This window comes from Nocardioides sp. BP30 (assembly GCF_029873215.1).
Taxonomy (GTDB): domain Bacteria; phylum Actinomycetota; class Actinomycetes; order Propionibacteriales; family Nocardioidaceae; genus Nocardioides.
Window position 1 is genome coordinate 172,006 of record NZ_CP123620.1, and the last position, 14,855, is coordinate 186,860.

Below are 14,855 nucleotides of genomic sequence, written 5' to 3' on the forward strand. Positions count from 1 at the left end.
ACCGGGGTGGCGCGAGCGGGTCGGCGGATCAGTCCGGCGGCTCGGGCGAGCCCGGCACCTTGGGTGCGACGTCGCCCTGCTTGCCGTCGTCGCGGTCGCCGTCGTCGCCTGCGGCCAGGTCGGGGCTGTCCTCCTTCGCCGCGTCCTCCTGATCGTCCGCGTTCGCCTCCTGGCGCACCCGGGTCTCGAGGTCCTCGACGATCTCGCGCGGGTCGTCGGCACCGTGCGGTGATGAGGTCAACGCGGTCTCCTTCGCTACGGCGGGTGCACGGCGTGCACCCACGAGGACCCGGTACCCAGAAGCCCTCGGCGTACCGGAGACTGCGGTTCAGCTGCGCTCGGTAGGCGAGGGCAGGCCGCTGTCGATCAGCTGGTCCCAGCAGCGCACGAAGTCCTCGCCGAGGCGGTCGTTGCCGTCGAGTGCTCCGGAGACGACGGCACCCGTGCGGACCATCATCAGCTGCTCCGCTCCCGCCCGCGGATCACGGTGGTCGAGTCGGCGCAGCAGCTCCTCGAGCCGGCCGGTGACCCAGCGCCGGATCTCGTGGGCCCGCACCCGGGCCGGATGCGAGCCGGTGAACTCCGCCGAGGCGTTGATGAAGGGACATCCGCGGCGGATCCCGGCGAAGTCGTCGCGCGTCAGGACGACGGCCAACTCGGTCAGCGCGCGGCGCGGGTCGTCGCGGTGGGCGTCGATGACGCCGTCGACCTGCGCGTGGTCATGGGCTGCACGGCGGTCGAGATAGGCGGCTATCAGGTCGTCCTTGGAGGGGAAGTGCCGGTAGAGCGTCACCCGGGTCACCCCCGACTCCGCGACGATGCGCTGGATGCCCACGGCGTGGATGCCTTCGTCGTAGAACAGCCGGTCGGCGGTGAGCAGGATCCGCTCGCGCGCCGGCGACGGTCGGGTCATGAAGTACGCAGCTCCTTGCCATGGGCTCGGATCAGGCCCTTGTCAGCGCCTCGCCCACGGCTCTACGTTAGCTCGCAGGTAGGTAGATCGATCGGTCTACCGTCAGGGAAGGGAACAGCGATGCCCGACAACACCCCCGTCCTCTTCATCCACGGCCTGTGGTTGCATGCCAGCTCCTGGGAGGGCTGGATCGAGCGCTTCACCGCCGCCGGCTACGACGCCTCGGCGCCCGGCTGGCCCGGCGATCCCGACACGGTGCTCGCCGCCCGCGCGCATCCCGACGCCCTCGCCGACCACGGCATCGACGACGTGGTGGCGCACTACGCCGGGCTGATCGCCGCGCTGCCCGTCAAGCCGATCGTGGTCGGCCACTCCTTCGGCGGCCTGATCGCCCAACGGCTGCTCGGCGAGGACCTCGCAGCGGCCGCGATAGCGATCGACGCCGCCCAGATCAAGGGCGTCCTGCCGCTGCCGCTCTCCGCGCTCAAGGCGACGCTGCCGGTGTTCAAGAACCCGGCCAACAAGCACCGGGCCGTCTCGCTGAGCGCCGAACAGTTCCGCTTCGCCTTCGGCAACGCGATCCCGGCGGAGGAGTCCGACGAGCTCTTCGACCGCTGGGCCATCCCCGCACCCGGCAAGCCGCTGTTCGAGGCCGCCGCCGCCAACTTCAGTCCGCACTCCCCTGCCAAGGTGGCGACCGACAACACCGGCCGCGGGCCGCTACTGCTCATCATGGGGGGCCAGGACCACACCGTTCCGGAGGCCGTCACCAAGGCGACGCTCAAGCAGTACCGCCACAGCACTGCCACCACCGACCTCGTGGAGTTCGCCGACCGTGGCCACTCGCTCACCGTCGACCACGGTTGGCCCGAGGTCGCCGACCGCTGCCTGGTCTGGCTGAAGGACCAGGGGCTGTGACCCATGGATCTCGAGCTCGCCGGTCGCAGGGCACTGGTCACCGGCGCCAGCAAGGGGATCGGGCTGGCCATCGCCCGCGCGCTGGCCACCGAGGGGGCGTCGGTGATCGCCGGCGCCCTGACCGGCAGCGCCGAGCTCGACGAGCTGACCCGGACGGCTGACGTCCGGGCGGTCTCGGTCGACCTCTCCAGCCCGGCCGGTCCGGTCGCCCTGGTCGAGGAGGCGACGGCCGACGGGGACCTGGACATCCTGGTGAACAACGTCGGCGCCGTACGACCCCGGCTGCAGGGATTCACCGCCATCACCGACGAGGACTGGGCCTGGACCCTCGGGATCAACTTCCTCGCTGCGGTGCGCACGATGCGCAGCGCGATCCCCCACCTGCTCCAGCGGCCGGGCGCCAGCATCGTCACGATCAGCTCGGTCAACGCGTTCCTGCCCGATCCGGGCGTGATCGACTACAGCGCCGCCAAGGGCGCCCTGACCAACCTGTGCAAGTCGCTCTCCAAGGAGCTGGGCCCGGCCGTCCGGGTCAACACGATCAGCCCGGGGCCGGTGCGCACCGACCTGTGGCTCGGCAGCGGGGGCGTCGCGGCGACGGTCGGCGGGAGCAGCGGCCACGACCCTGCGGAGGTGGTACGGCGCCAGGAGTCCCAGGCTGCCACCGGCCGCTTCACCTACCCCTCCGAGATCGCCGATCTCGCGCTGTTCCTCGCGAGCCCGCGCGCGGCGAACATCACCGGCAGTGACTTCGTCATCGACGGGGGCCTGATCACGACGCTGTGAGCGCCGGCAGCACCACCACCTTGCCCGAGACCTGCCCGGCAGCTGCTCGTGCATGCAGCGCGGGGAGGTCGGCGAGACCGACCCGTTCGGCCACGTCGACCCGCAGCTCGCCCCGGTCGACCGCCGCGACCAGCTCGGCGAGCTGCTCGGTGTCGGGGCGCAGGAAGACGTTGACCCCCCGCACCCCGCGCGCGTCGTCGGCGGGCGCCGGCATGATCACCACCGTGTTCGCCACCAGCCCACCGGGGCGGACAAGCGCGGCGAGAGCGGCCAGCGCAGTGGGCTCGACCCGCGCCAGGTTGAGCACCAGGTCGAACGGCTCGGCGACGGCCTCGGCGACGGTCGCCGAGGTGTGGTCCACGATCTCGTCGGCACCGGCCGCCCGGACGCGGTCGACGCTGGCAGGGCTGGCGGTCGCGGTGACGTGGGCGCCGACCCGCTTGGCCAGCTGCACCGCATAGCCACCGACGGCGCCGCCGGCGCCGTTGATCAGGACACGCTGACCCGCGGCGAGCCGCCCGACCTCGAACAGCGCCTGCCACGCGGTGAGACCGACCAGGGGAAGCGCCGCTGCATCGCCCAGCGGGATGGTCGCGGGCGCACGCGTCAGCGCCGCGACCGGTGCGACGACGTACTCCGCCGCCGCACCCTCGGCGATCATGCCGAGGAACCCGACCACCGCCTCGCCGATCTCCAGGCCGGTGACATCGGCGCCCAAGGCGTCGACGGTGCCGGAGACGTCGATCCCCGGCGTGTGTGGCAACTGCACCGGGAAGACCTCCTGCAGGTAGCCACCCCGGATGCCGTCGTCGACGGGATTGAAGCTCGTCCCGGCGACCCGGATCCGCACCTCGCCCGCATCGGGGACGGGCACCTCGGTGTCCTCGAAGCGGAGGACGTCGCTGTCGCCGTACTCGTGGAATCGCACTGCCTTCATCACTGCACCTCGTTCAGTAGCTCGATTGCTTCGAATTCGAAGCATGTCGAACACTGTAGCGGTGCTTTGAATTCGAAACAAGTACACTTCCGGTATGAGCAACGAGCCGCTCCTCGACCGGACGCAGCTGGGGGCCTACTTCGCGCTCGTCGAGGTCGCAGGGCTGCTCCGGCACGCCGTCGACCAGCAGCTGCGCGACGTGGGCGACCTGAGCTACGTGCAGTTCCAGCTGCTGGCCCGCCTGGGTGAGTCCTCGGCCGGCACGCAGCGCATGACCGACCTGGCCGACGGCGTGGTCTACAGCCGCAGCGGACTGACCTATCAGGTGAGCCTGCTGGAGAAGGCCGGCCTCCTCACGCGGGGAGCCTCGCCGGAGGACGAGCGGGTGGTCACGGTGGCGATCACCGAAGACGGACGCGAGCGCTTGGCCGCCGTCCTCCCCGGACACGCCGCGATCGTCCGCGACCTGCTCTTCGGACCGCTCTCGCACGACGACGCCCGCACCCTCGAGCGGCTCCTGGAGCCGGTGCGGGACCACATGCGCTCGGCGCCGCCCCGATCCGCCGCATCCCGGCGGCCCAAGGGCGGGCGGGAGCGGCCGTAGCCCGTCCGGCGGGCGTCTCGCTGCGTTGGCCGGCTCCTGGGATCATCGTTCTCATCCGACGGTGGCGACACACCCGAGATCGCCATCCCCTCGTCCGGGGAGCTGCCATGGCTGCGGTGACCATCGCTCCGCTCGACCCTCTCCACTGGCGTGCGGTCGAGCGGATCTACGCGGCCGGGATCGCGACCGGCCACGCCACGTTCGAGTCCGAGCCGCCGACCTGGGACCGGTTCGACGCCGACAAGCTGCCGCACCAGCGCCTCGTCGCCCTCGGCCCCGACGGGACGGTGCTCGGCTGGGCGGCGGCGGCAGCCACCTCCCAGCGGCCCGTCTACGCCGGCGTCGTCGAGCACTCGGTCTACGTCGATCCGAGCGCGGCCGGGCGCGGCACCGGCCGGCTCCTCCTCGAGGCGCTCGGCGAGACCACCGAGGAAGCCGGGATCTGGACCCTCCAGTCCGGCATCTTCCCCGAGAACGAGGCCAGCCTCGCCCTGCACCGCGCCGCCGGGTTCCGCGTGGTGGGCGTGCGCGAGCGGGTCGGGAAGATGAGTCATGGGCCACTCGCCGGGCGGTGGCGTGACGTGGTGCTCGTCGAGCGGCGCAGCCGACGCGTGGGGTGACCGGGCCCGCGGAGCCGCCGACACCCGTCACAGCGTGAGCTCGAAGACCTCCGGCACCAACGACGCCAGCGTCTCCCGGCACGCCCGGACAGCGGTGGTGGCGGCGATCGAGGTCCGGGTCGCGGTGAAGACCGAGCGACGGGGGTCGCCGGGCAGCCGCACCAGGCGGGCGCTCGGACGCTGATGCGCGAGCATCAGGTCGGGCAGGATCGCGCCGGCGTTGCCGGACTCGATCAGCGCGATCTGCGCCTGGAGGTCGTCGGTCTCGAACCGGATGTCGGGCTCGAAGCCCGCCTGACGGCACAGCTGGACCGCCCACTGCCGCGACGCGGCACCCGGCGGCTCCATCACCCAGGGCAACCCGGCCATCGCCTCGATCGCCTCCACCCCCGCCCAGGCGGCGCCGTACGCCGGCACGGCCATCCGCAGCGCATCGGTGGTCAGGGGGACCCGGTCGAGGTCGGCCGGGCGCGGCGCCGCCTGGTGCGGGTACTGCTCGGCGATGACCAGGTCGAACTCGCGCGCCGAGGTCTCCCGCAGCGCCTCCTCCGGCACCCGCTGGGAGACGGTGACCCGCAGCCGCGGGTGCGCGGTGGCCAGCTCGGCGAGCAGCCGCGGGACGAAGGCGTTCGTGGCCGATTGGAAGGCGGCGATCCGCAGCGACCCCGAGGCCTGGCCGCCGAGGGTGGCGACCTCCGCCTCGGCCTGCTCCAGCCGGTCGAGGATCGCGCCGGCATGCTCGACCAGCACCTCCGCCGCGGGGGTCAGCTGCAGGCGACGCCCCACCTTCTGCAGCAGCTCGACCCCCACCTCGCGCTCGAGCAGGCTGAGCTGCTGCGAGACCGACGACGGGCTCAGGTGCAGGGCGTCGCCCACCTCGGCGATCGTGCCTCGCAGGCTCAGCTCGTACAGCAGGCGCAGACGCCGTACGTCGAGCATGCCGCCTCCTTCCGCGACGCCGTTCCGCCGCCGATCGTTCGGGTGAGCCGAAGTATAAGCAGCGGAAGAGGGCGCTGTTCCTTAACGGTTCGGCACGCCGATACTGGCTTCGAGCAGCCCCGCACAGCGCAGACCGGAGGAGCCACGCGTGAGGACCGAGTACGACGACAGCCGACTCCTCGCGGACGTCGAGACGCAGGTCAGGACCTGGCTCGAGGCCGCCGCGACCAAGCCCACCCACGCCTCGGCCAAGCGACTCGCCGCGGTGCTGAAGGACCCCCGCGGCCTGGAGTTCACTGTCGGCTTCGTGGACCGGGTCGTGCGGCCCGAGGACCTGAACGTGGCCGCGCGAGCGCTGCGCGAGCTGGTCGCGATCACGCCGCGGTTCCTGCCCTGGTACCAGAAGGCCGCGCTGCGTGCGGGGGCCGCGCTCTCGACGATCGCGCCGTGGCTGGTGATCCCGCTGGCCCGCAGGGTGCTGCGGGCCATGGTCAGCCACCTGCTGATCGATGCCACCGACGAGCGGCTGGGCGCGTCCATCGCCCGGATCCGCGAGCGCGGCGTCAGCCTCAACATCAACCTGCTCGGCGAGGCGGTGCTCGGCGAGGCCGAGGCCAACCGTCGCCTCGAAGGCACGCGGCGCCTGCTCGAGCGCCCGGACGTGGACTACGTCTCGATCAAGGTCTCCTCGCCCGTCGCACCCCACTCGCCCTGGGCCTACGACCAGGCCGTCACCCACGTGATCGAGCGGCTGCTGCCGCTCTACCAGTACGCCGCTCGCGCGTCGGCGCACGGGCGTCGCAAGTTCATCAACCTCGACATGGAGGAGTACCACGACCTCGACATCACCATCGAGGTCTTCACCCGGATCCTCGAACGCGAGGAGCTGCTCGGGCTTGAGGCGGGCATCGTGCTGCAGGCCTACCTGCCCGACGCCCTGGGCGCGATGATGCGACTGCAGGACTGGGCAGCCGCCCGCCGGCAGCGCGGCGGGGCGGCCGTCAAGGTCCGGCTGGTCAAGGGCGCCAACCTGCCGATGGAGCGGGTCCAGTCCTCGCTCTACGGCTGGCCGCTGGCCACCTGGGGTTCGAAGCAGGAGTCCGACACCAACTACAAGCGGGTGCTGAACTACGCGCTCACGCCCGAGCGTGCGGCGAACATCCGCCTCGGCGTCGCGGGCCACAACCTCTTCGACGTCGCCTACGCCTGGATCCTCGCCGGGCGGCGCGGCGTGCGCGACCGCACCGAGTTCGAGATGCTGCTGGGCATGGCCGAGGGGCAGGCCGAGGCGGTCCGCGAGACGCTGGCGGCCGAGGGCGTCGGCCTGCTGCTCTACGTGCCGGTGGTGCACCCGAAGGACTTCGACGTCGCCATCGCCTACCTGGTCCGCCGCCTCGAGGAGGGTGCCAGCCAGGAGAACTTCATGTCGGCCGTCTTCGACATCCGCGAGGACTCAGCGCTCTACCGCCGCGAGCGCGACCGGTTCGTCGCCTCGCTCGCGGCCCTCGACGACGCCGTACCCGCGCCGAACCGCACCCAGGACCGGCGCCGGCCGGTGACCGAGGCGCCGGCCGATCACTTCGAGAACACCCCCGACACCGACCCCTCGCTGCCGGGCAACCGCGCCTGGGGTGCCGAGATCATCGGCCGCATCCCCGCCTCCTCCCTCGGCGAGGCGACGATCGCCGCGTCGGCCGTCGACGACGTACGCGACATCGAGCAGCTGCTCGCCCAGACGCGCGCCGCGGGTCTGGACTGGGGCCGACGCCCGTCGAGCGAGCGGGCGGCGCTGCTGCGCGCAGCGGCCGTCGAGCTCGAGCGCCGCCGCGGCGATCTGCTCGAGGTCGCCGGCAGCGAGTGCGGCAAGACGCTCGACCAGAGCGATCCCGAGGTCTCCGAGGCGATCGACTTCCTCAACTACTACGCGCAGCTGGCCGAGGCGCTCGACGACGTCGACGGCGCCACCCACACCCCGGTCGGGCTGACGGTCGTCACCCCGCCGTGGAACTTCCCCCTCGCCATCCCCACCGGTGGCGTCGCGGCTGCGCTCGCCGCCGGCTCGGCCGTCGTCCTCAAGCCCGCCCCACAGGCCCGGCGGTGTGGCGCGCTCATCACGGAGTCGCTGTGGGCGGCCGGCGTGCCCACCGACGTCCTCCGGCTCGTCGACGTCCCCGAGAACGAGGCGGGCCAGACCCTGGTGGCCAGCCCCCTGGTGGACCGGCTGATCCTCACCGGCGCGTTCGAGACGGCCGAGCTCTTCCGGTCCTTCCGCTCCGATCTGCCCCTGCTCGGCGAGACCTCGGGCAAGAACGCGATCGTGATCACCCCGAACGCCGATCTCGACCTGGCCGCCAAGGATCTCGTCCAGAGCGCCTTCGGCCACGCCGGCCAGAAGTGCTCGGCGGCATCGCTGGGCATCCTGGTCGGCTCGGTCGCCACCTCGAGGCGCTTCCGCGACCAGCTGGTCGACGCCGTCAGCTCGCTCAAGGTCGGTCTGCCCAGCGATCCCACCGCGCAGGTCGGGCCGCTGATCGAGCCCGCGTCGGGCAAGCTGCTCGACGCCCTGACCACGCTCCAGCCCGGCGAGTCCTGGCTCGTCGAACCGCGCCGGCTCGACGTCGAGGGCCGGCTCTGGACGCCCGGGGTGAAGGTAGGGGTCCGGCCGGGCTCGCCGTTCCACCTGACGGAGTACTTCGGACCGGTGCTCGGCCTGATGAGCGCCACGAGCCTCGAGGAGGCGATCACAGCGCAGAACGCCGTCGACTACGGCCTCACCGCCGGCCTGCACTCGCTGGACCGCGCCGAGATCGAGACCTGGATCGACCGCGTCGAGGCGGGCAACGCCTACGTCAACCGCACCACCGTCGGCGCGATCGTGCGGCGCCAGCCGTTCGGCGGTTGGAAGAAGTCGGCCGTCGGCGCCGGCACCAAGGCCGGCGGCCCGAACTACCTGGTCGGGCTCTCGGACTGGGTCAGCACCGAGGCCTCCCGGCTCGAGCGCCCGGCCTCCACCGTCCAGCGGCTCGTCGAGGGTGCCGGCGCGCTCGGGCTCGACGAGCGCGGCCTCATCGCCCGCGGCGCCGGCTCGGACGCGAGCGCGTGGGTCCTGGAGTTCGGTCGGGCACGCGACGTGAGCGGCCTGTCAGCGGAGAAGAACGTGCTGCGCTACCGAGCGGTCCCGGTCACCATCAGGTACGACGGAGCCTCGCTCGACGAGCTGCTCCGGGTCCTCGCCGCCGGCCTCACGGCCGGTGCCGCGATCACCGTCTCCACCCCGGAGCCGCTGGATCAGCGGGTCGTCGACCTGGTCCGCGCGAGCGGAGCGGCGTACGAGGTCCAGGGTGCCGACGGCTGGACGGCCCTGCTGCGCGGCAGCTCGGCACCACACCGCGTCCGGCTCCTGGGCGGCGATCGTGCCACCTTCGCGGAGCAGAGCCGGGGCCGGGTCGACATCGCGCTCTACGCCCAGCCGGTGGTGGAGGCCGGCCGCGTCGAGCTGCTGACGTTCCTGCACGAGCAGGCGGTGGCGGTCACGGCGCACCGGTTCGGATCGCCGACGCCGCTCGCCGAGGGACTCTTCGCCGGGCTCTGAGGGTCTCGGCCACCCGACAGGGCTGGCCGAGGCGGCGATCAGGGGCTCTCGTCGACCAGGACACGATCCACCGACGCACCGCGGCCCCTCCGGATCAGCGGGCCCGTGCCGGCGAGCAGGCGCCCGACCGGGCCCTGGTCGGTGACGAGCACCTGGCCGATCACCGCGGTCGCCAGGAAGATCCAGGCGATGACGTAGAGCCACGCCAGGTAGGTGAAGGCGACGCCGATCGAGCCGTAGCGCTGCGCGCTGGTCTCCAGCGAGCGGCTCAGCCACAGGCCGGTGAAGGGCCTGGCGAGGAGCATGGCGACGCCGAACAGGGCCGCCCCGGGGACCAGCGCGCGGGTGGCCACGATCCCGGTGAGGAGCAGCCAGGGCACGAAGACGGCCAGCACGAAGAGCATCGCGAACGAGATGAGGTCACCCCACAGGTCGTGCGGCGGGATCCCGTCCGCGAACGACTGCGCCCGCCGCAGCACGGCCAGCGAGAGCGCGATCGCCAGCACCACCGCCACCCAGCGCCACGCCAGCATCGGGCTGCTCCTGGGCCGCGCGAGCATCCAGACCGCGGCGAAGGCGCGGGCGAGCGCGCGCGCCAGGCTCGTGGCCGAGGCGAGCACGACGATCGCGCCGATCACGCCGAAGGTCGCCGAGCCCGAGTCCTTGAGGGCGGCCTCCACCTCGGCCCGCGCCGCCGGGGGCGTGCCCAGGGTCGTGGAGAGGTCGTGGCCGGCGTCCCCGAACCAGGAGGCGAGCAGGATCAGGATCGGGAAGACCGAGGTGAACAGCTGGGCGGCCACCGACATCGCCCTGTCGAAGACCTCGATCCGCTGCAGACTCCACGCCGTACCCAGGCCGACCCGCGCCGGCCAGGTGGCGGTCAACCGGAGCGCTGTCCGCTGCCAGCGCGCCGGCAGCAGGTGCAGGGCGCGGTCCAGCTGCGCCTGCTGCTCGGGAGTCGGGGCGGCCACCCGTCGACCTCAGGTCGGGTGGGTGATGGGCCGTCGCGGCGGTACGACGGCGCTCGCACCTGTGCGCCAGATCACAGCGTTTCACTCGCTCGGCGGCGGTTCGATCGGGTTTGCGCCTCATCGCCCCGGTTACCTGATGTTCGCCCGTTACGCACGTGGCCACGACGCAACGCCCCACCGGTTCTGGCCGGTGGGGCGTTTCGCATCACGGCGTTCCTCACGCGCGCAGAAGCTTGGTCTTCTGGGCGTCGTACTCGGCATCGGTCAGGACGCCCCGCTCGCGCAGATCGGCCAGCTTCGACAGCTCGTCGGCGGTGCTGGCCGAGGTTCCGGCCGCGGAGCGCACGTAGGCCCGCATCAGCTCGTCGGCGTCCTCCGCCCGCTGCGCCTCGCGCCGGTGCATCGAGCCCCCGCGAGCGATCAGGTAGACCAGGACACCGAGGTAGGGCAGCACGATCAGGAAGATCGTCCACAGGGCCTTGCCCCACCCGCCGAGATCGTTGCTGCGGAAGACATCGCTGAGGATGCGGACGAGCAGGAAGATCCACAGGATCCAGAGGAACAGCCACATCATCGTCCAGAACACGTCCAGCAGCGGGTACTGGCCGTTGGTCAGCAGGGGCGTCACCGGTGCCATCCGAGCTCTCCTCCCGTCGGCGGTCCCGGTGACCGCCTGCATCACGAGGGTGCTGCGCGGGCGGACTGCTGTCGTCACCCGGATCCGGTGATCTGGGCGAACACCCCGTCCGGCCGGCGAATGTCCGCTGCTACTGAGCGCCGGGTACGCCGGGTACGCCGGGCCGAGCGTCGACAGGCGAGGCGCGCATCGACGGTCCTGTCCTCCTCGAGGACCACACCGCCAAGGAACAACGCGCCAGTGGCACAACTGGCGGACCAGGGTCGGCCGCCCGTGTGTCCTCGACGAACGTAGTTGGACTTCTGCGGACCTTTTTGCCGAGGAGATGAGGACCCTTTCGGAATTATACCCCGTTGACCTGCGCAAACGCCCCGATCAGTAGTACCAGGGGTACGGCGACCAGTCGGGCTCCCGCTTCTCCAGGAACTGGTCGCGCCCCTCCTGGGCCTCGTCGGTCATGTACGCCAGGCGCGTGGTCTCACCGGCGAACATCTGCTGGCCCACGAGGCCGTCGTCGAGAAGGTTGAAGGCGTACTTGAGCATGCGCTGGGCCGTGGGCGACTTGCCGTTGATCGTGCGGCCCCACTCCAGCGCGGTCGCCTCGAGCTCGGCGTGCGGGACGGCGCGGTTGACGGTGCCCATCCGGACACCGTCCTCGGCGGAGTACTCCTCGGCGAGGAAGAAGATCTCGCGGGCGAACTTCTGGCCGACCTGCCGGGCCAGGTACGCCGAGCCGTAGCCGCCGTCGAAGGAGCCGACGTCGGCGTCGGTCTGCTTGAAGCGCGCATGCTCCAGCGAGGCCAGCGTGAGGTCGGCGACCACGTGCAGCGAGTGTCCGCCGCCGGCGGCCCAGCCCGGGACCACGCAGATGACCACCTTGGGCATGAACCGGATCAGCCGCTGGCACTCCAGGATGTGCAGCCGCGCCAGCTTCGCCTTGTCGATCGGGCTCGGCTCGGCGGCGCCGGTGGCGTCGGGGTCGTACGTCGTCCCCTGCTCCTCGTACTGGTAGCCCGCGCGGCCACGGATCCGCTGGTCCCCACCGGTGCAGAAGGAGTGCTTGCCGTTCTTCGGGCTCGGGCCGTTGCCGGTGAGGATGACGCAGCCCACGTCGGCCGACGTACGGGCGTGCTCCAGCGTGCGGAGCAGCTCGTCCACGGTGTGCGGCCGGAAGGCGTTGAGCACGTCGGGACGGTCGAACGCGATCCGGACCGTGCCGTGCGCCTTGGCACGGTGGTAGGTCAGGTCGGTCAGGTCGTCGAACCCCGGCACCTGGTCCCACTGCGCCGGGTCGAAGGTGTCGCTCACGCCGGGAAGTGCACTCATGGCGGGCAGGCTATCGCCTCGCCGGCCTGGAATAACGGGCCGCGGCTGGGCACTGTGGAGACATGACTGATCTTCTTGAAGGCGAGTACCAGCCCAGTCCCCAGCGGTGGGTCCGCGACCAGGTCGCCCAGTACGAGGCGAGTGGCGGCAAGGAGGCCTGGTACCTGCAGGACCGCAAGGACTGGCCGATCGTGGTGATCACCTCGAAGGGCGCGAAGAGCGGCAAGCTCCGCAAGAACCCCGTGATGCGGGTGGAGCACGACGGCTCCTACCTCGCGGTCGCGTCCAAGGGTGGCGCCCCCGAGCACCCCGTCTGGTACCACAACTTCCTCGCCAACCCCCTCGTCCAGCTCCAGGACGGCCCCGAGCCCGCCCTCTACCGCGCGCGGCTGATCGAGGACCAGGCCGAGTACGACGTGTGGTGGCAGCGGGGCGTCGAGGTCTACGAGCCGTACGCCGAGTACAAGCCGCGGGCCGAGGCGGCGGGTCGCACGATCCCGCTCTTCGTGCTGGAGCCCGTGGACTGACCCGCGGACGGGCGCTGGCTCACCACCAGACGTTGGTGTGCAGCCCGATGTACCAGAGCATCGCCATGCCCAGCATCGCCAGGATCCAGGCACCGAGCCGGGTGCCCGCGATCCGGGTGGTGTTGAGCCGCGCGATCATCGGGCGCTCGGCCAGGCCGCGCAGCCCGCTGTGTCCGCGCAGATCCCAGAACCAATCGGGCGCGCTGCGCCCCAGCACGGTGACCAGGCGCTGGAACTCGGCGGTGCTCAGGCCGGCGACGTAGGCCTGGTTGCCGGGGTCCTGGCGGGTGATGGTCTGCAGCGTCGGCCCGTCGGCACGCTCGTCCCGATCGGCGGCGACCGGCCCCGCGGCGCGCGTCTGCGTCGCGGGGTCGTGGGCGGCGGCGTCGGCGGAATCCGCAGCGGCGTTCGCGCGGTGCCAGGCTCGGTCGCGGATCAGGTCGTCGACCGGGGTCTGACGCAGGTCGGCATCGGCCGGACGCGACTGCTGCGTGCCGGCGGCCTGGGCGCGCTCGCGCGCTCGGTCCTCCCAGGCGGTCGGATCGGCGGCGGCCCAGCGGGCCCGCAGCTCGGCACGCGGTGGCAGCCGCTCGCCGACCTGGATCTCGCGGAGCACCTGGTAGGCGTCGCGGAAGCCGATGCCGGTCTTCTTCAGCACCACGATGAGCCGATCGAGCGTGATGTCGACGACCGCCGGATCGGACGCCGGATCGGTCGCGGCCGCTGTCGCCGGCGGGGTCGCGACCGTGCCACCGGACTGGCCCGGTCGGCCGAGCGGTGCGCCGAGCGGTGCGCCGGGCTGCGCCGGCGCGTCGGCGGCCGCGGCCTCGCCCGCCAGGGACTCCTCGACCAGCGCCGTGAGCTCCTCGCCGACCTGCCCGCCGGCCTGCCCACCGACTCGCCCACCGACCTGCTCGGACTGGTCGCCCTGCGCAGCGTGTCCGGGGAGCGCCTGTGTCCGGCCGGCGGCCACGCCGGCCACGGGGACGCCGGCCGGCGTCGCGCCGCCGGTCCTGGTCGCCGACGGGTCCTCCTCCCCGGTCCTGACGTCCTCACCGCTGAAGCGCTTCGCCTCACCGGGGTCCTTCGTCTCCAGCGGGCCGCGCCTCGCCGCCGTGATCCAGCCTCCGGCGACCTCCAGCCGATCGGCCTGGCCGGACTCGCCCAACTCGACCACGATCGCCTCGTCGGAAGGCTGGCCGCCGGCGTCGGACGGGTTCCCTGCGGCCCGGCGGCGTACCGGCCGGCTCGCGGGCGGCGTCGCCGCACCGGCGGTGTCCGCCGCCGGCGTCTCGCCGTCGAGGATGCCGAGCTCGTCGGCGACCGCTCGCTCCGCCGCGTCCATCAGGGCGCGCTGAAGTGCCTGGTTGGCGCCTCCCCCGAGCGCGGGAATGCTCATGTCGCACCGATCGGCCACGTCGGGGCCGACCTGAGCAGCGGGCGCGGCGTCAGTCCCGGGCGATCGAGGCGGCGAGGGCGACCAGGTGGCCCAGCCGGGCGAGCTCGGAGTCGAGGAAGTCGGGTCCGCCCCGGCGCCCGATGACCACGATCTCGTTGCCGTCGATCCGCGCGCCGGCGTACAGGCTCTCCTCGTCGTCGGCCACGTCGAGCCGCGCCGCCCGCTCGATCTCGACGAACGGCAGGTCGTCGGGCGCGCCAGGTGTCGCCCTGCCGCAGCCGGAGACCCGGTGCACGCGCACGGCCCAGTCGGCACGGAAGGTCAGCGGGAGCACCTCGATCAGCCGGTCCAGGGCCTCGGCCGGCGCCTCGGTGAGGTCCTCGACCGCCTCGAGGTCCAGGAAGAGGTTGCCGCCGGCGGCGTAGCGACTGATCCAAACCACGTGGACGTCCTCGAGGGCGTTGCATGCGGAGACCACGGAGTCCGGCATGGCACCGGGAGCCATCTCGAGCAGGACGTCGTCGACGGCAGTGCCGTCGTGGTTCTTCTCGACGATCTCCAGAGCCTCGATGTCTCCGCCGGCCTCACCGATGGCCGTTGCCAGACGACCGAGCGATCCCGGCACGTCGGGCAGGTGGACACGGAGCAGGTACGGCATTCCCCGACCTTAACCTGGCGATGCGCCG

The 14,855-nt window shown here is 72.2% G+C and carries 15 protein-coding genes; 6 read left to right on the plus strand and 9 right to left on the minus strand.

The features are described from left to right. Nucleotides 1-28: 28 nt before the first annotated feature. Complete coding sequence (locus P5P86_RS00760; RefSeq protein WP_280609360.1) at nucleotides 29-241, minus strand: hypothetical protein; 213 nt, start codon at nucleotides 239-241, stop codon at nucleotides 29-31. A gap of 87 nt (nucleotides 242-328) precedes the next feature. After that, entirely contained in the window at nucleotides 329-913 is a 585-nt protein-coding gene (locus tag P5P86_RS00765) for a TetR/AcrR family transcriptional regulator (RefSeq protein ID WP_280609361.1), read from the minus strand. Between the two features lie 120 nt (nucleotides 914-1,033). Between P5P86_RS00765 and P5P86_RS00770 the strand changes: the two genes are divergently transcribed. Then, nucleotides 1,034-1,831: an alpha/beta hydrolase gene (locus tag P5P86_RS00770; protein ID WP_280609362.1), complete on the plus strand. Its 798-nt coding sequence runs from the start codon at nucleotides 1,034-1,036 to the stop codon at nucleotides 1,829-1,831. A gap of 3 nt (nucleotides 1,832-1,834) precedes the next feature. Further along, the gene (locus tag P5P86_RS00775; RefSeq protein WP_280609363.1) at nucleotides 1,835-2,617 is read left to right on the plus strand and encodes an SDR family NAD(P)-dependent oxidoreductase; all 783 of its coding nucleotides are present in this window, start codon (nucleotides 1,835-1,837) and stop codon (nucleotides 2,615-2,617) included. On the opposite strand, the gene P5P86_RS00780 is transcribed toward P5P86_RS00775, so the two are convergent. Further along, nucleotides 2,604-3,554, minus strand: coding sequence for an NADP-dependent oxidoreductase (locus tag P5P86_RS00780; protein ID WP_280609364.1), 951 nt, complete (start codon nucleotides 3,552-3,554; stop codon nucleotides 2,604-2,606). The two genes, P5P86_RS00775 and P5P86_RS00780, sit on opposite strands and share 14 nt — an antisense overlap. A gap of 94 nt (nucleotides 3,555-3,648) precedes the next feature. Here P5P86_RS00780 and P5P86_RS00785 point away from each other — a divergent pair, with 94 nt between their 5' ends. Both P5P86_RS00785 and P5P86_RS00790 read left to right on the plus strand, forming a co-directional pair. Further along, nucleotides 3,649-4,158 (plus strand): MarR family winged helix-turn-helix transcriptional regulator, encoded by a 510-nt coding sequence (locus P5P86_RS00785; protein ID WP_280609365.1) that lies wholly within the window; start codon nucleotides 3,649-3,651, stop codon nucleotides 4,156-4,158. 107 nt (nucleotides 4,159-4,265) lie between these two features. Continuing rightward, complete coding sequence (locus tag P5P86_RS00790) at nucleotides 4,266-4,778, plus strand: GNAT family N-acetyltransferase (protein ID WP_280609366.1); 513 nt, start codon at nucleotides 4,266-4,268, stop codon at nucleotides 4,776-4,778. A gap of 27 nt (nucleotides 4,779-4,805) precedes the next feature. Here the strand turns inward: P5P86_RS00790 and P5P86_RS00795 are convergent, their stop codons facing one another. After that, nucleotides 4,806-5,717, minus strand: coding sequence for a LysR family transcriptional regulator (locus tag P5P86_RS00795; protein ID WP_280609367.1), 912 nt, complete (start codon nucleotides 5,715-5,717; stop codon nucleotides 4,806-4,808). Nucleotides 5,718-5,865: 148 nt separating this feature from the next. Between P5P86_RS00795 and P5P86_RS00800 the strand changes: the two genes are divergently transcribed. After that, the gene (locus tag P5P86_RS00800) at nucleotides 5,866-9,309 is read left to right on the plus strand and encodes a bifunctional proline dehydrogenase/L-glutamate gamma-semialdehyde dehydrogenase (protein WP_280609368.1); all 3,444 of its coding nucleotides are present in this window, start codon (nucleotides 5,866-5,868) and stop codon (nucleotides 9,307-9,309) included. A gap of 38 nt (nucleotides 9,310-9,347) precedes the next feature. Here the strand turns inward: P5P86_RS00800 and P5P86_RS00805 are convergent, their stop codons facing one another. The 3 genes from P5P86_RS00805 to P5P86_RS00815 form a co-directional block, all read right to left on the minus strand. Beyond that, nucleotides 9,348-10,280: a YhjD/YihY/BrkB family envelope integrity protein gene (locus tag P5P86_RS00805; protein ID WP_280609369.1), complete on the minus strand. Its 933-nt coding sequence runs from the start codon at nucleotides 10,278-10,280 to the stop codon at nucleotides 9,348-9,350. A gap of 217 nt (nucleotides 10,281-10,497) precedes the next feature. Next, a complete protein-coding gene (locus tag P5P86_RS00810; protein ID WP_280609370.1) occupies nucleotides 10,498-10,917 on the minus strand; it encodes an SHOCT domain-containing protein in 420 nt (139 codons plus the stop codon). 375 nt (nucleotides 10,918-11,292) lie between these two features. Continuing rightward, nucleotides 11,293-12,243, minus strand: coding sequence for a 1,4-dihydroxy-2-naphthoyl-CoA synthase (locus tag P5P86_RS00815; protein WP_280609371.1), 951 nt, complete (start codon nucleotides 12,241-12,243; stop codon nucleotides 11,293-11,295). 62 nt (nucleotides 12,244-12,305) lie between these two features. On the opposite strand from P5P86_RS00815, the gene P5P86_RS00820 reads away from it, so the two are divergent. Then, nucleotides 12,306-12,770, plus strand: a complete 465-nt coding sequence (locus P5P86_RS00820) for a nitroreductase family deazaflavin-dependent oxidoreductase (RefSeq protein ID WP_280609372.1) — start codon at nucleotides 12,306-12,308, stop codon at nucleotides 12,768-12,770. Nucleotides 12,771-12,789: 19 nt separating this feature from the next. Here the strand turns inward: P5P86_RS00820 and P5P86_RS00825 are convergent, their stop codons facing one another. Both P5P86_RS00825 and P5P86_RS00830 read right to left on the minus strand, forming a co-directional pair. Continuing rightward, nucleotides 12,790-14,169 (minus strand): hypothetical protein, encoded by a 1,380-nt coding sequence (locus P5P86_RS00825; RefSeq protein WP_280609373.1) that lies wholly within the window; start codon nucleotides 14,167-14,169, stop codon nucleotides 12,790-12,792. Between the two features lie 49 nt (nucleotides 14,170-14,218). Next, nucleotides 14,219-14,827, minus strand: coding sequence for an ACT domain-containing protein (locus P5P86_RS00830; RefSeq protein ID WP_280609374.1), 609 nt, complete (start codon nucleotides 14,825-14,827; stop codon nucleotides 14,219-14,221). Nucleotides 14,828-14,855: the final 28 nt, after the last annotated feature.